The organism is Coleofasciculus sp. D1-CHI-01 (assembly GCF_040218875.1).
Taxonomy (GTDB): Bacteria; Cyanobacteriota; Cyanobacteriia; order Cyanobacteriales; family Coleofasciculaceae; genus Coleofasciculus.
Window position 1 is genome coordinate 13,466 of sequence record NZ_JAVJQP010000047.1, and the last position, 16,665, is coordinate 30,130.

The window sequence follows — 16,665 nt, forward strand, 5'->3', positions numbered from 1 at the left end:
GATTAGTCAAGTATTAACAACTGGCTCATCAATAATGTTTCATTAATGTTTCATTTCAGAGAAATCAGGAGCATTTTATGCCATTCAAAGTCACTGGACGAGTTTACGAATCGGAAAGTGGTTTAGGGATTCCTAACCTAATAGTCGAAGCCTTTGATAAAGATATCGTCAAGAGCGATAACTTGGGATATGTGAAGACCAATAGTCAGGGACAATTTGAAATTACCTACACAGAAGCCGATTTTCAAAGCCTGTTTGAACGGTTTGAAGGCAATCCCGACTTATATATTGTTGTCCAAACACCGGATCGTGCCAAAATTGTATACACCAGTGAGAAAAACGTTCGTCCAGAGGCAAGTACGGACGAATATTTTGATGTACCCATTTCCCGCTCTACTTTCCTGGCAAACAAGGAAGAATGGCTCAAAAAGGAGCGGCAGTTGCTCAAACTCCTGATTGGGGTGGCTTGGATTGATGGGGTACTTGAACCGAAAGAACTCGAATTTTTGCAGCGAGTGGCAAATGAAAAAGGATTGGCAGATGATCCAGAAATTAAATCCTTATTATCAAATAACCAGCCCGTACCGCGTGATGAGTGTTATCGCTGGTTAAAAGCTTATTTAGGAAATTATCCCAGCGAGGAAGATTTTCAGGAACTATATGAAGCCTTCAACGCCCTCATGTATTCTGAAGGAGTGTTAGACGAACAAGAACAGGAACTGATACAATCACTAAGCCTCGCCACCACTGCGCCATCTGGGACTCGCCCCAATACGCTTCAGCAGCGCTTCATGAGCGTTTTAATGGATAACGAATTCTTGGCTAACGTTCTACAAATGGAGCGCTCATCAATCGCTAGTGACGTAGCCAAAGGTGCGGGTTACTATGCGCGGGTTCCCTACGGAATCCTGAGTCGCCTCAGCATGACGGCGAATGTTAAAGCCCTCGCTGAGGATATGGCAGATTTTTATTTGACGGACAACTTTGCCCCAGTCAAACAAGAAGTAACTGCCGATAATTTAACCGTCATTGGCGAACTTCCTCAAGACCTTTCGGGGATGTTTCTCCGCAATGGTCCTAACCCTCAATTTCCCCCCATTGGACTCCACCATTGGTTAGACGGGGATGGAATGCTGCACGGCGTCCACATTAGCAATGGTAAAGCTAGCTACCGTAACCGCTACATCCAAACCGAAGGGTTTTTACACGAGAAAGCTGCCGGGAAATCCATTTGGCCCGGACTGCTGAACCTACCTCGGTTTGATTCCCCTCACGGTTTGATGATGAAGAATACCGCCAACACCGCCTGTGTGTGGCACGCCGGGAAACTACTGGCGCTGTGGGAAGCTGGCGCCCCCTATCAAATCCGACTTCCTGACTTAGAAACAGTTGGCGTGTATACCTTTAACGACAAACTCGCTTCCACGTTTACGGCACACCCCAAAGTTGACGCCGTGACGGGTGAAATGATTGTCTTCGGTTTCGCTCCAATTGCTCCCCCTTATCTGGAATACAGCGTCGTTTCCCAAGAAGGCGAACTGTTGCGAACCGTACCGATTGATATTCCCGCCCCGGTGATGATGCATGATTTTGCCATTACCGAAAACTATACGCTGTTTCTGGATATGCCCCTGACATTTCGACCCATGCGAATCATGTTGGGTCAGCTACCGATTAAATTCGAGGCTCAAAACTCCAGCCGTATTGGTATCCTACCCCGCCATGGCGATAACCGGACAATCCGCTGGTTTGAGATTTCTACCTCTATGCTCTACCACGTTGGTAACGCTTGGGAAGAAGGGGACGAAGTGGTATTGCTGTCCACGCGCACACCTGATACCTATCTGTTTATTCCTCAAGAAGATAATGGTGAAGGTGGGGACACTGAATTTGAACATTTCCGGATGTATCGCTACCGGATTAATTTAGTAACGGGTGCAGTGAAAGAAGAACTTCTGAATGACCTCGATATTGCCACAGAATTTCCGCGCATCAATGATGATTATACGGGTCGGAAAACACGGTATATGTACGCTTCCCGACAGGCAACTTATATGAGACCCCGACTCTTGTTAGACGGTTTAATTAAGTATGACTTAGAAACAGGTAGCTCTCAAATTCATGAATTTGGTCGGGGACGGTTTGGCGGTGATAGTGCCTTTGCCCCTCGTCCAGGTGGGACGGCTGAGGATGATGGCTGGTTGCTGACGATGATTTGGGATGCTGTAGAAAAACGGTCTGAATTATGGGTCATTGATGCTCAAAAGTTCACCCATGAACCAGTGGCGCGAATACTCATGCCTCAGCGCGTTCCTTATGGTTTCCACGCCGCCTGGATTTCTGAGGCACAAATGGCAACTCAACAACGTTAACCATCAACCTCTGGAGAGAGAGTAGAGACGTTGCATGCAACGTCTCTACAAGGCGGATGTATCCTAACCGCTATAGCGATTGCTATACATCACAAGTATCGGTTTCAGCGATAACCTATTGTCCAAAGGCTTCGCCCTGATATCAAGTCCGGTTTAATTTCTTACCTTGTGTACTGTTTAAACGGACATGATATTCCTCATTGCCGTCGGCATTATTTTTACCAATGCCAAATTTGATCGTAATTACCAAATAACCCGGGCAAATCCTGACAGGTAACTTGAGTCACACCGTTAATCATTTTCCCTTCAGGAATCCCACGAGATTTGACATCATCTGCCACAATATAAACCGTAATTCCCTTCTCTATGGCCCCCTGCAAATCTTGATCCAGTTTAGGCGGCTGGGTTTGTGGCTTATCCCCAAACACCAGTCCAGAGGCATCCTGTCCACTTACGGCATAATTCACCGCATTCCCTCTCAGCAAAATATCTAAATCCGCACCAGCACCTTTCATCGCTTGAGAAATCCACACTGATGGATCATCTTGTTCTTCAATCGTACAGCGATAAGCAGATTCAATGATTTGTAGCGCTTTCATCTTAATATCTCCAATCCTTCCTATTTCGTTGCAATAATTAACGTTCCATCCGACTCACTCGCCCATTTCCATAAATCACTCGGCGCACCACGACGACAGCCATCAATCGCGTCATTTACCCCTCGCTCATCTACACAAAGCCCGCAATTAATCCAATCTAATTGACATCCCTTAGCTTTTGCTTTTTCCTGTAATGCAGTAATCCAATCTTTAGTTAAGGGATGATCTTCTTCCTCCACACTTCTCCCATGAACCGCATTCGCATGGGGTTTTTGATGAGCAAAGGCTAAAGAAACTGCCCCTTCGTAAGCAAAAACATTCACATTATACCCACGTTCAATTGCCTCATGAATCATCCGAAACGCGGTGGTTGTCCTTGCTTGTTCAAAAGGACTATCCATAATGGAAAAGGTTAAGGTTTTGGTACTCATTTTTTTACTTATCTTCCGTTACAGCCAAATCGTTTTTTGCCCTTCTGCCATGGCATCAACCACAGCCGCAATGCTCGCCACTTGCACACCATTGCCCAGTTCTGTCTCTGAGATACCACGTTCTCTCAGGGAAAAATCATCTGCCAATACATTGACCGCGTTGAGACTTGCTAAACCATTCGCTGCCGCTGCACGAGCCGCTAATACGCCATTTTCCACCAGGAACAGGGTGGTTTCATTTCCGGCATTAGCTAAATCTGATGCCAACTGATAATTTTGAGTCACTTGGGTTGAATCAAAGGAACTCCTTGATTCAATTAAGAAATACTTTGCCATTCTGTTTGGCTCTCCAACCGATTAGTCAAATCAAGCACTAATAATGCCAGGACTCCCAACTATAATACAGGTTTAATGTATTGGCAAGATTGATTTTGGTTCACATTTTTACGCATTTGTCAATATTTTAATTTTAAAAAATGTTTATTTTTTAATCGGTTATGTTCAATTATGTTTATTTTTGTGTAGAAGTGGTTATTCGTCATTAGACAGGGAACAGAGAATAGAAATTTTGTCTGCTATCTCCCTCATCTTCCCCATCTTCCCCTGCTCCCCCAGCTTTCGGGAGCACCTGTGCACCTCAGCACCCCTGCACAATTAGATTAGATGGCGAAGACAGCGCCTACTACGAACCGCGCACGTTCTCTGGAAGGAAAAACGGCAAACCGTCCTGATGACAGCGTTTTGAGCCAGAAAAACAACCACAGAAATCAAAATGACGGGAACATAATCCCTGTCCCCAGGGTTCTAAGGTGTTCAGTGTTCAGGGATAATTCCTGGCAATTGATGGAGTGGTGTAGAGACGTAGTATGCTACGTCCGTGCATTCTCACCTACAGAGCAAACTTATCGTGCCGCAATGAGCCGCATCATGTTATCTTGCTCAATTAGCGATCGCGCTTTGCTCATTCTCTCTCTCACGATGCCCAGATTGTAAAGACTTGCAGACGATGAAACCAATGAATCCTTGGCAGAAGCAATCCCTAGCCATGCTAACCGTCGGTGTGATGGCGATGGGTAATGTCATGACTCCCAGCATCGCCAGGGCGACAACGGCGGCTAATTTAACCAAAAGCGCCGACTCGATTGAAATCTTTGTTCCGCCTCCAGAACGTCGAACAAGTGGCGTTTGTCCCGATTTTTTGGGACTGTATATCGACTCAATCATTAATCGTCCCAATTTAGCGGGGGGCAAATGGGGGATTGTGGTGGAATCGGTATCGAATCCTGCTATTTCCTACAGTCACAACGCCAATCAATTTCTCATCCCAGCCTCCAATAACAAACTCTTTACCACCGCCGCCGCTTTACAACGACTGGATTCACGAGCCTTAATTCAATCGAAATCGTTAGATGAATGGGTGAGAATCACCAACCAAAGAAGCAGTAACAGCTACGCGGATAGCCTCCTGCGTTACATTGGTGGACCTTCTGCCGTGAAGCAGACGTTAGCATCATTAGGCGTTGACCCGAATAGTTTTCGACAGGTTGATGGTTCAGGTTTATCCCGGCAAAATGTAGCCACACCGCAAGCATTAATCGCGACATTAAAAGCGATGATGTATGCCAAAGGCAATGATTTATTTTATCGTTCCTTACCCGTTGCCGGGGTAAATGGGACACTGAGAAATCGCTTACGGTTACCTGAAACTCAAGGCAGAATTCGGGCAAAAACGGGGACATTACGGGGAGTAAGAAGTTTGTCGGGGTATTTGGATCATCCTTATTATGGGAAAATCTTGTTTAGCATTATGGTGAATCAACCGTCTCAATCGGGACAGGTATTAGTGGGGGCGATTGACGAAATTGCCTTGCGCTTGGCTCAGTTAACGCCTTGTCAGTAATCGTTGCTGTAAGTAGTCAGACGAAAATTAAGGTTAACGGTTGAGATTAGGAAACAGAGAACGCAGAGGTTAACGCTTCAGTAGCACAGAGGTTTTAGCCGGGTGTGATATTTTGTGCCAGCAGCTTGTAGGGGCGCAAGGCTTGCCATCCGTATCAACTTAAGGTGAGAACTAATACAGGGGGAGCGTTTCACCCTCATCCCCTAACCCCTTCTCCCATCAAGAGAGAAGGGGAATCGGCACCATTAATGATAAAAGATGTAGCGGGCTATGTCGGGAATGAGGGGGGTTGGGAGAGGGGTTGGGGGTGAGGGCTGGTATGGTGAAAAAGTTAGTTAGGCTAGAAACAGCACAATCTTTCATCCATTAATTTTATGGCAAGGGAACCGGGAATTAAAGTCGAACCGCCTGTTTCAGTCTGGAAAAAAGAGATAAAAGCCAATCCCAAGGGTTTATTCGCCTCATTGGGTAAAGCCGCCATTAACGGCGCGTTTCTGAAATGGGATGACTTGGCGGAGAGTGGCGTTGAGGTTCTCGACAACCTGGGATTAGAAGCAAAACCCGGAGAAATTGCCGGATTGCTGATTGTGCGTTCCCTGATACAAGCGATGCAAGACTTGTTACACGAAAATAGGGGACTCTTAAACCAGAAACCCGATAATCTGACAGAATTGTACAAAAGTCTTAATGCATCGTTAACCAGTAACGAGTTAATCCTTAACCTCGACTTTTTCCAGCATCCCCAAAACTTGCCAATTGTGCAAGAAGCGAAGACGGGGTTTGCTGAGTGGTTAGAGGGGTATGTGGAGAAAAAGGTTGAAGCGGAAATGATCAGTAGTCGCCTCCCCGCTTACTTTGTTTTTGCCTTAAATGACCAATGGGTTGAGCATTCCCAAGATTATATTGCCTTAAAACAAGTTCTGGATACACCCTTTACTCAAGCCACGAGACGAGAACAGGGATGGTTACGGTATCGCGCACGGCTGCAAAAGCGGGTAGATGAACCGATATTTTGGGAAGCATTCAGCCTCAAACAAGTTTATGTACCATTACGCGCCTACTATGAGCGAGAGGTGGCGGGACAATCGGAGCGAAAATTTGAACGAGGAATTAGTGAGAATAAAAACTATGAGCGAGTTATTGTAGATCTCAATAGTGAATTGGAAACCTGGTTACAGAATGCTGAAGCAGATGATGCGATTCGCTTAATCAGTGGAGGACCCGGAAGTGGTAAGTCATCCTTTGCTAAAATGTTTGCCGCACAACAAGCAGAAAAGGGAGAAATTCCAGTTCTATTTATTCCCCTCCACTTATTTAAATTATCAGATGACTTGGTAAAAGCGGTAGGGGAATTTGTCCAGGTTGAAGGATTCTTGTCTCACAATCCCTTAGACAGAGAAAATGGAGAATTGCGATTACTGATTATCTTTGATGGCTTAGATGAGCTATCGATGCAGGGGAAAATTGCCGAACAAGCGGCTAAAGAGTTTGTTGAAGAAGTCCGGCGCGAAGTTGACCGATTTAATTATCAGCATCTTCGCGTACAGGTTTTGATTACGGGACGAGAAGTCGTGGTACAGGCGAACCGCAGCAAGTTTCGCAAACCGCGTCAACTGCTGTATATTCTGCCCTATTTTGTCACAAAAAAAGAAAGAGATCGCCAAAAATATATTGATGAGCAAAATTTGCTTGAGGAAGATCAACGCCAGGTTTGGTGGCAGTTTTATGGTCAGGCAAAAGGTAAGCATTATGATGGTTTACCGCCAGAATTAGATAAAGATAATTTGGTTGAAATTACAGCACAGCCATTATTAAATTATTTAGTAGCATTAAGCTTTGAACGAGATAAGCTGCAATTTTCAAAAGATACGAATCTGAATGAAATCTATGCTGATTTGCTGGATGCTGTTTATGAGCGAGGGTATGAAAAGCATGGCTATCGTTTGACTGAGGGAATTGAAAAATATGAATTTATCGCGATTCTTGAGGAAATTGCCCTCGCTTGCTGGCATGGAGATGGTAGGACAACCAGTGTCAAAGAAATTGAGGATCATTGCGATAATAGTGGACTAAGACAGATTTTAGATCGCTTTCAAGCCACCTTACAAGAAGATTCAAGAGCCAGTATTACTCGTTTGCTGACTGCTTTTTACTTTCGGGAAAGTGGAGAGATCCGGAATAGAGAGAAAACCTTTGAGTTTACCCACAAAAGCTTTGGAGAATATCTGACAGCAAAACGAATTGTTGAGGGAGTTCGGCTTATCCATGAAGATTTAGAAGAACGCAAGCGTAATTTTCGCAAGGGTTGTGATGAACGAGAGGCATTAATAACTTGGGCGACTCTCTGCGGTTTATCAGCGATGGATGAATACTTGTTTCAATTCGTCTGTGATGAAATGCGTTTACAGGATTTATCAAAGGTTCGCGATTGGCAGAAAACATTATGTCGCTTGATTGAGTTTATGTTGCGTCATGGGATGCCAATGGAGGGTTTAAATCCTAGACCAAATTTTCAGGAAGAAACGCGACAGGCGCGAAATGCAGAGGAAGCGTTATTGGCTTTGTTAAATGCCTGTGCGAGTGTGACGAAGGAAATTTCAGACATTCATTGGCATTCTCCAGGTTCTTTTGCAATATGGATATCAAGGCTACAACTCAATAGGTTATCTTTGGAAAAGGTACTGGCGATGAAATGCATTGATTTTTTGAACTTGAACAAATGTTTTCTTTTTTATACACAGCTTTTTGAGGCAGAATTTAAAAAAACAAGCTTTAATACAGCCCTACTTTGGGGTGCTAATTTTTACAAATTAAATCTCGAAAAAGCAACTTTTGAAAAGGCATATCTTGAGGAAGCTAATCTTCAGCAAGTAAATCTTATTGGAGCCAATCTTAAAGGCGCATGTCTGAGCAGAGCCAATCTTCAACAGGTCAATCTTAGCGGAGCAAATCTTAGCAGCGTTAATTTTGAAAAGGCGACATTGCGAGAAGTAAATCTTAGCGGAGCGAATCTACAAAATGCAATTTTGGATGGTGTGATTTTTTCAGAAGTAAATTTTAATGGAGCCAATCTTAAAGGAACAATTCTTGAGGGTAAGGATATAAAAAGCTTAACCTTAAATAAAAATGAAGACAGCGATAAATCTTAGCCCTGAATAACTCACCAATCTGATACTATAGCCACTCCGCCAAACTAATGCGTTTACTCAATAATACCTTGGCAAAGGGCGGGTTTACTAACATCCGGGTAAAAAAAATACGATAACAGTAAAACCCGCCCCTACATTGATATCAGAAACTTTCCTCACCGCCAACCCCTCTGCGAACCTCTGCGCTTTCCCTCTGCGAACCTCTGCGTTAAAAAATCCCACCCTCCCACCTCTCAACCCTCAACCCGAAATCACCCCTGATCACCATAACCCCACCTTAGCCAAAACAACCCTAAAAACAAAGCGCGATCGCAAGCCAATTGTATAATTAATCTAAACAGCACTAACCTAGCTTTTGACTCAATAAAACCTTGGCAAAGGGCGGGTTTACTAACATCCGGGTAAAAAAAATACGATAACAGTAAAACCCGCCCCTACATTGATATCAGAAACTTTCTTCACCGCCAACTCCTCTGCGAACCTCTGCGCTTCCCTCTGCGAACCTCTGCGTTAAAAAATCCCACCCTCCCACCTCTCAACCCTCAACCCAAAATCACCCCTAATCACCACAACCCCACCTTAGCCAAAACAACCCTAAAAACAAAGCGCGATCGCAAGTAAGGGTAAAGGGACAGAAAAATTGGTGCGATCGCGAGAACTTCTCACCCCAATATTTACCCCATAACTTATGTTTTGAAACTTAACAGGCGGGTTTTATATAATCAATCTAAATAGCACTAACCGAGCTTGAATGGGGAGCCGATCACCTTTGTCGGTTGAACTCTTGGAAGGTAGGCGTGACGCGCAGCGATAGCGACAGCCTTCTTGGAGAGTAATCCAACATCAGAGGGTTAGGATGTTGGGTTTCGTTCCTCAACCCAACCTACAATAAAATTTTGTGTTCTGACATCTTCCCGCTTGAATGACACTGATATCGTCAACTTGGACGCCAGCAAATAAACTTACAGCAGTTTGCTCTGCTATGCGCTACATTGTCGATCCCCCTAAATCCCCCATGGAACCAAAAGCTCCCGCATCCTTTGGCTTCCCCCTTTTGAAGGGGGACGGGAGGGGGATCTGAAGGGGGACTTTGATCTACTGTACTTTATTACAGCGCAAAGATCTGTATCATCTTCAAGCTAAACTAATAATCGAGCTAACTAGATAAATCTGTGAACCCGTTTTAACGGGTTTAAGCTTTAAGCCAGAACTTTAGTTCTAGGCTTATATCTCCCACTCTCAACTATGAAACTATTTCCCCTTCCCCGAAATCACCGCCTAATTATCGCCACCCTAATTAGCCTCTGTCTAATCCTACTTAGCTGGCTCAACTCCCCCCTCCATTCCACACCAACCAACCCCCAAACGGAACTCTTTAACCAAGTCTGGCAAACCGTCAATGATAACTTTTACGATCCCAACTTTAACGGCGTCAACTGGCAAACCATCAAAGACGACTATGAACCCCAAATCCGCCAAACCCAATCCAGGGAAGCCGCCGCCACCCTAATCAATCAAATGCTGTCTGAACTCAACACCTCTCACACCCACCTCTACATCCCCAACCAACCCGCCTATTACCAAGTCTTAGGAATCTTTGCACCTAGAAACCGCGACTTACGCCAACAACTCAAACCCTTCTTTCCCAATGGCAAACTAGAATATACTGGCATTGGTATCGTCACCAAAACGATCGACAACCAAACCTTTATCAGCGCCATTCTCGAAGGAAATCCAGCCGCTGAAGCCGGATTAAAAGTAGGCGATCGCATTCTGAGTGTAGATAATCGCCCCTTCCAACCCATTGAATCCTTTGCCGATCAAGCCGGTACTCCTGTCAAAATGGTAATTCAGCGATCGCCAAATCCCAACAGTCAGCAAGAAATCACCGTCACCCCTAAATTGCTGGATACAACCACCATGTATCTCGACGCCATGGACGCCAGCACTGAGATAATTGAACAACAAGGTAAAAAAATCGGTTATATTCATATCTGGTCTTATGCCAGTGATGACTATCAAGAACAGCTTGAAGAAGAACTCATCTATGGTCGTCTCAAACAAGCCGATACTTTAGTCGTAGACTTAAGAGAAGGATGGGGAGGTGCACCGCTCACCGCCCTGAACATCTACACCGCTCCAAACTTAAGCTTAACCACGATTTTCCGGGATGGTACCCAATATACTCACTACACAGGCTGGAATAAACCCGTCGTCATGCTGGTGAATGAAGGAAGCCGCAGTGCTAAAGAAATTCTGGCGTATGGTTTCCAGCAATTCGATATTGGACCCGTTGTCGGTACGCCCACCCCTGGCGCTGTAGTGGCGGGGCGTCCATTTCTCATGTCCGATGGTAGCTTGCTTTACGTCGCCATCGCTGATGTCTACGTGAATGGAGACGAACGACTAGAAGGAAAAGGCGTAACACCCGATATCCTGGTTCCCTTCTCTCCAGAATACGCCCAAGGCGCTGATCCGCAAAAAGAACGGGCGCTAGAGGTGGCGCTGGAAGCCATTCAAGAGTGAAATTATGTTATCTTTATACACAATTTATACCAACTGACATCTATCTTTGGATATACTTGGCGAAACAGTAACGTTCTGGTGGAGACTCCAGACCCGTAAATCCTAGGCAGAAAACGCAAAAGCCAAGCATGAACTCTTTGGAATTCGACCGAGAAACTGACCGGATGGCGAGAGCAATCATGACTCGCAACAGCCAAATTGGGTCAGCCCTAATTGCCGATTTAACGACTAAACTGACCCTTGAATATATTGCAGCGGTGTTGGTTGTCAGTATTGAACGTGTGATGTGGTTTGAGCCAGACTCCATTATTTGGGCGGTTGAAAATCTGATTCCTGTTGATATAATGCAGGAAATTCACAGAATTACTTCATTTACCCTTTATAAACAGTGGGTGAAGAAAGGATACGTGCCAGGAAAAGACCTGAGTGTTGATGTTAGCGGTAATGTACTGCTCAATAATTCGCTCAAAAAAGCGGCTTAAACCCAGAAACCTGACGGGGCGGGTAAGACAACCCTTCACCTCCCTTGTCACCCCTTCAGCCCAGAAACAGTAGGGGCGCAAAGCTTTGCGCCCTATCCAATGGTAAAATCTAATCCACAACTTTAGCTGTGTCACGCCAGTAGGTTGGGTTGGCGCATGTTACTAGGGCAGCATCTAGGGCTAAAGTTCCCTTACTACAAGCCTACTATTCCAGATGAGACGTTGCCTATCCTATACTTTCGCTGTATCCCACTTCAGATAAGGCAACTTCGCCGCTGTCTCCCGAACCTGGTCAACTTGCTTCACCAATTGTCCGCAACTATCCCACGTTCCTGTAATCAAAGTTTGCCGTACTCCTTCAGGCATTGAAACAGAGGCTTGGAAGTCACCACAGCGAACGTCCATGGCTTCTAAATCGACTGTTATTGGTGATTGCGGGTTCTCTTCCAGGATTCTCTGTAACTGCTTCACGGTTTCCGGTTCAGCCGTAACACAGGGAACTCCCATTGCCAAACAGTTGCCAAAGAAGATTTCCGCAAAACTTTCACCGACAATAGCTTGTATGCCCCATTTTTGCAGGGCTTGGGGCGCATGTTCCCGCGAAGAACCACAGCCGAAGTTGCCGTTAACCACTAAGATATTTGCCCCTTGATATTGAGGACGGTCAAATGGATGTTGCCCTTTCGCCTGGGCGCGGTCATCGGCAAAAGCTTTGTCTCCTAATCCTTCAAAAGTAACACAGCGCAAATAGCGAGCGGGGATAATTCTGTCGGTATCAATATCGTTACCCACAACGGGAACGCCTTGTCCTGACACTGTTTTAACTTGACTCATGGATTCACTCCTTTTTTTCTATAAAAAATATATCTCTATTTTGGGTATTTAGGGGTTGCTGAATAAGGGTTGGGGTGAAAATTCAGATTACTCATCGAGGAGTCGTCGCAACTCATCACAGGCATGATGTAAGGAAGACAGGGCATTACTATCAAGTCCTTGAGGACAGATTTCCCTTGATAATTTTGTTGCCGAGGATTTAGCTAAATCGATGCTATCCCATTTTCTAATTTCTGGAGAATTCTTATAATCCGTTATTTCATCGCAATTGCGATCAATACTAATGTAATAAAACCAGGTTTCAATATTTCGGGCTGGCACAAAAATGGCAATTTTCTCGTTAGGTAACCTTGGGTCTCGATTTAACTTGCCTTCCTGCTCATCCAATGCTATGTGTAAAGAGCGCAATATGTCATTTATGCTATTAGTGTCGGCATCAATCATCACGACTATGGCACGGTTTTGAAAAATTTTGCTTCTGTAGCTTTTAACCAGAGGTGCATAATGCTTGATAACGAAGTCATTATTATTTTTGACTTTCCTTCCTTTGACATTAGGAAAATTTTTGATTTTGCGATCCTCGAATCCACAACAGACAAAATACTGTCTGATGAATCGTTCGTGAGCAATATCTTCGCATAAAATAACGACTTCTGGTTTATGGTCTTTACTCGTCATAAATCCATCCCAGTTCGATTAGTTTAGCCAGTGATAATCCTGTATCTTGTTGGTCGGTAATAGACTGTAGACGTATAATTCCTTCATTGGCTCTCTCAAACCAATACCCAGAACTACTAGCCAAATAGTTAATGAGTGCAGGGTGATGGGAGATTAAAATGGCTTGTCCGTGACTATCTGCACCTGAACATTGATCAAAAAGTGTACTCAGCCAAGGCTGTATTTCCGGTAAGGCGAGATAATTTTCTGGTTCATCAATACACAAGGTATAATCTTCATCAGGTGCACAATATATCAATGTATATAGGGCAATCAAAACTCGTTGACCATCTGATATTTCGTTAAGTTTGTAAGGCTTTTTACTGAGACTTGGGAAATATAATGATAAAACTTTTGCCTCTCCAATCGGCTCATTTTTAAACGAATCAAATCCATCTATTGCCTGTCTTAATTTCATTGTGAGTTCAATTATTTTACCCTGATCCCCGGACAGATAGCTATACCAAGCCGCATAGTTTGACATATCCCATACTGGATACATCTCTTCTTGGCGACTCTCTGCCGTCATAAAAAAAGGATTAATGTGTACAATTAAAAAACGAGATATCCGCTTTTTAAACCAAGTCAGTTTTTGAGTATTCCATCTCTCAGATACCAAACCGACAACAGAACGGGAGGAGTCTACAAATGAAATAACTTCTCCTCCTTGGTCAGGAGAATCATAGTATATCATTGCTTTCACAACAGGTTTATCCTGCTCTATTTCAATTCTGAAATCCAATAGTGGTTGTTCATCAAAACTCAATCTCTCACGATGCATTACAGGAGGGGCATAATCGCCTTGATGTGCAATTTCCAAAGAATATCTGTAAATTCCTCCATTTCCTTCAATGTCTAATTCAAATTTTTGGATCGAGCGAGTTTCCCATCGAGTTAAATCTGTTCCTGGAAAAATTTGATTAACTTGAAACCTGTCTACAATGAAATATCGCAGTCTCTGTAACGCTGTGAAGACTGTGGTTTTACCAGAACCGTTAACTCCAAGAAATAGACTAATATTATCTTCAAACTTGATTTCAAAATTAACAAGACATCTAAAGTTATCTATATAAATTCTTTTTAACATAAATTGACTCCTTAAAGTTTGGGCAAAAAAAGCTTGGGCATGAATATATAATCAACAGCAGAAGTAGATTAAGTTAAGGCATTATTACCCAACCTACCTGATATTATAAGCTACTGCTGTTCATCCCTAATTTTCATAGAGAAGGCGATTGAGAATTTCTTGTCCTGCGGGATTGAATACCTGAAGACGAATGATTCCTGGATTGTTTGGTCGCCATGCGACTTGATACAGATAATCGCCGTTTTGCCAAATATAAATGCGGCGTTGAGGATTTCCCCGTACTTTCGCACCTCGGAGAACCAGGTTATCGCCGGTTCGTTGATTAGTACCGTAGTACGTCAGGGCGTTGTTGCTATAGTTAATGGTGACCGACCATTCACCCCCTTGGAATGTCCCCAAAGGAACCCTAGCTTGGGCGACGACAGGTGTTTTAATGATCAACTCGGTAATTGTAGGTGCAGATAGACCGAGAATGGTAGCAAGCGCGATCGCTCTTACATTCATGATTTTCCCTCCGTTGCTGTAACATAAGCCTGGAACGCAATTTCCGGCTAAAACGGTTCACTACAATTGAATTTCAACCCGTTTTAACTGAGATCTGGCAAAATTGGTAATACACCCCAAATGACTCGCTTGGTGGGCAGGATTCACTAATAAAATTGTGGAATAGATTTTACCATTGAATCGGGCGCACGCCATGCGCCCCTACGGTTTCCAGGCTAATGGTTAATTCCTCCAATTATGTGTGCCACGCCACTACATAAAATTGGCTCAAGCTTACTCCATTAAAGGCTTTGAACCCGTTTTAACGGGTTTTAGCTTTCAGCCAGAACTTTAGTTCTTGGCTGACTGGCTGGCTGGCTGGCTGGTTCACAATAACTGTCTAACATCAGAAACTTTCCCACTAACCGCCGCCGCTACCACCATCACTGGACTCATTAACAGGGTGCGTCCCGTGGCTGAACCTTGACGCCCTTTAAAATTACGGTTAGAAGACGATGCACTAATTTGATCCCCTTGTAACTTATCCGGATTCATCGCCAAACACATCGAACATCCCGGTTCGCGCCACTCAAACCCCGCTTCGACAAAGATTTTGTCCAATCCTTCGGCTTCGGCGTCTTTTTTGACTCGTTCTGAACCCGGGACAACAAACGCCTTCACCCCTTGTGCGACTCGCTTTCCTTGGGCAAATTGGGCGGCTTCTCGTAAATCTGTCAATCGTCCATTGGTGCAACTTCCAATAAAACAGACATCCACTTTTGTTCCCTGAATCGGCGCACCAGGGATAAGCTGCATATAACGATAGGCTTCTTGGGCGATCGCACGTTCCGATTCGGGTAAACTATCGGGTATGGGAATCGCTTCATTTACGGCAATTCCCTGTCCGGGTGTGATTCCCCACGTCACCGTTGGCGCAATCTCAGCCGCATCATAAGTGACGATATCATCATAAACGGCATCGGTATCGGAACGCATACTGGTCCACCATTCCACCGCTTTATCCCAGTCTTCCCCTTTCGGCGCAAAATCTCGCCCTTTGAGATACTCATACGTGACCTGATCGGGATTAATATAACCACATCGGGCACCGCCTTCAATGGACATATTGCACACTGTCATCCGTTCTTCCATCGTCATCTGCTCAAAGGTTGTGCCAGCATATTCATAAGCGTAGCCAACGCCACCTTTAACCCCTAGAGTACGGATAATGTGCAGAATCACATCCTTGGCGTAAACACCGGGAGGGAGTTTCCCGTTCACTTCAATTTTGCGAACCTTAAGTTTAGACAGGGCGAGGGTTTGCGAGGCGAGGACATCCCGGACTTGAGACGTACCAATCCCAAACGCGATCGCACCAAACGCGCCATGAGTCGAAGTATGGGAATCCCCGCAAGCGATCGTCATTCCGGGTTGGGTTAATCCCTGTTCTGGAGCAATCACATGGACAATCCCCTGATTCCCCGATCCAATATTATAGAAGCGAATCCCATAATTCTTACAGCTTTGTTCCAACACCTGCATCATCTCTTCGGCTAACACATCCGCAAAAGGACGCGCCTGGTTTTCGGTGGGAACGATATGATCCACAGTCGCCACCGTGCGATCGGGATACAGCACCTGCAATCCCCTTTCCCGCAACATACCAAAGGCTTGGGGACTGGTGACTTCGTGGATTAAGTGTAAACCAATAAAGAGTTGAGTTTGACCCGAAGGCAAAGTACCGACGGTGTGGGAGTCCCAAACTTTATCGAATAGTGTTCTCTCGCTCATCTGCAAAAGGTCGTTATAGGATTTAAGGATAATCACCAGTCATCTATGGGGATAGATGCTGGAGCCTTCTATTTTATCGCGAGGTGGCATTCATCTGACCATTAAAAGAGCGATCGCATGGTTCCTGGAGGATGTGCGATCGCTCTTACGTCAGTCTACGCCCCATCAATGGCAGCGTAACGCACCAGCGAGGACTAAGATAGTGAATTGTGGCTTTGCCGAACACATAGTGAGAGACACAGCTAAAATTGTGGGATAGGTTTGATCATTGAATTGGGCGCAGGTCCTTGCGCC

The 16,665-nt window shown here is 44.7% G+C and carries 14 protein-coding genes; 6 read left to right on the forward strand and 8 right to left on the reverse strand.

From position 1 onward, the window contains the following. Positions 1-77: 77 nt before the first annotated feature. The gene (locus RIB93_RS08590) at positions 78-2,372 is read left to right on the forward strand and encodes a carotenoid oxygenase family protein (protein WP_446372211.1); all 2,295 of its coding nucleotides are present in this window, start codon (positions 78-80) and stop codon (positions 2,370-2,372) included. Positions 2,373-2,590: 218 nt separating this feature from the next. Here RIB93_RS08590 and RIB93_RS08595 read toward each other — a convergent pair whose 3' ends face one another. The 3 genes from RIB93_RS08595 to RIB93_RS08605 are packed head-to-tail and all read right to left on the reverse strand — an operon-like array spanning position 2,591 to position 3,738. Continuing rightward, positions 2,591-2,971: a hypothetical protein gene (locus RIB93_RS08595; RefSeq protein WP_446372213.1), complete on the reverse strand. Its 381-nt coding sequence runs from the start codon at positions 2,969-2,971 to the stop codon at positions 2,591-2,593. Between the two features lie 20 nt (positions 2,972-2,991). Next, complete coding sequence (locus RIB93_RS08600) at positions 2,992-3,402, reverse strand: DsrE/DsrF/TusD sulfur relay family protein (protein ID WP_446372215.1); 411 nt, start codon at positions 3,400-3,402, stop codon at positions 2,992-2,994. An 18-nt stretch (positions 3,403-3,420) separates the two neighbouring features. Beyond that, positions 3,421-3,738 carry a DsrE family protein gene (locus tag RIB93_RS08605; protein WP_446372217.1) on the reverse strand — a complete coding sequence of 106 codons (318 nt, stop codon included), beginning with the start codon at positions 3,736-3,738 and terminating at the stop codon, positions 3,421-3,423. Between the two features lie 670 nt (positions 3,739-4,408). Between RIB93_RS08605 and RIB93_RS08610 the strand changes: the two genes are divergently transcribed. The 4 genes from RIB93_RS08610 to RIB93_RS08625 all read left to right on the forward strand — a co-directional run bounded on the left by RIB93_RS08610 (position 4,409) and on the right by RIB93_RS08625 (position 11,459). Then, entirely contained in the window at positions 4,409-5,302 is an 894-nt protein-coding gene (locus tag RIB93_RS08610) for a D-alanyl-D-alanine carboxypeptidase (RefSeq protein ID WP_446372219.1), read from the forward strand. A 374-nt stretch (positions 5,303-5,676) separates the two neighbouring features. Then, positions 5,677-8,451, forward strand: a complete 2,775-nt coding sequence (locus RIB93_RS08615; RefSeq protein WP_446372221.1) for a pentapeptide repeat-containing protein — start codon at positions 5,677-5,679, stop codon at positions 8,449-8,451. A 1,245-nt stretch (positions 8,452-9,696) separates the two neighbouring features. After that, entirely contained in the window at positions 9,697-10,977 is a 1,281-nt protein-coding gene (locus tag RIB93_RS08620; protein WP_446372223.1) for a S41 family peptidase, read from the forward strand. A gap of 128 nt (positions 10,978-11,105) precedes the next feature. Beyond that, complete coding sequence (locus RIB93_RS08625; protein ID WP_446372225.1) at positions 11,106-11,459, forward strand: hypothetical protein; 354 nt, start codon at positions 11,106-11,108, stop codon at positions 11,457-11,459. 231 nt (positions 11,460-11,690) lie between these two features. On the opposite strand, the gene leuD is transcribed toward RIB93_RS08625, so the two are convergent. From leuD to leuC, 5 genes are all read right to left on the reverse strand, one after another. Next, positions 11,691-12,293, reverse strand: a complete 603-nt coding sequence (gene leuD / locus RIB93_RS08630; protein ID WP_446372227.1) for a 3-isopropylmalate dehydratase small subunit — start codon at positions 12,291-12,293, stop codon at positions 11,691-11,693. Between the two features lie 87 nt (positions 12,294-12,380). Continuing rightward, positions 12,381-12,971 carry a hypothetical protein gene (locus RIB93_RS08635; protein ID WP_446372229.1) on the reverse strand — a complete coding sequence of 197 codons (591 nt, stop codon included), beginning with the start codon at positions 12,969-12,971 and terminating at the stop codon, positions 12,381-12,383. Further along, positions 12,961-14,097, reverse strand: coding sequence for an AAA family ATPase (locus RIB93_RS08640; protein ID WP_446372231.1), 1,137 nt, complete (start codon positions 14,095-14,097; stop codon positions 12,961-12,963). The genes RIB93_RS08635 and RIB93_RS08640 overlap by 11 nt, the downstream gene beginning before the upstream one ends. Positions 14,098-14,223: 126 nt before the next feature. Then, positions 14,224-14,601 (reverse strand): hypothetical protein, encoded by a 378-nt coding sequence (locus RIB93_RS08645; RefSeq protein ID WP_446372233.1) that lies wholly within the window; start codon positions 14,599-14,601, stop codon positions 14,224-14,226. A gap of 366 nt (positions 14,602-14,967) precedes the next feature. Beyond that, positions 14,968-16,371: a 3-isopropylmalate dehydratase large subunit gene (gene leuC / locus RIB93_RS08650; protein ID WP_446372235.1), complete on the reverse strand. Its 1,404-nt coding sequence runs from the start codon at positions 16,369-16,371 to the stop codon at positions 14,968-14,970. Between the two features lie 55 nt (positions 16,372-16,426). Here leuC and RIB93_RS08655 point away from each other — a divergent pair, with 55 nt between their 5' ends. Next, positions 16,427-16,630 carry a hypothetical protein gene (locus tag RIB93_RS08655; protein WP_446372237.1) on the forward strand — a complete coding sequence of 68 codons (204 nt, stop codon included), beginning with the start codon at positions 16,427-16,429 and terminating at the stop codon, positions 16,628-16,630. The last annotated feature ends 35 nt before the right edge of the window (positions 16,631-16,665 follow it).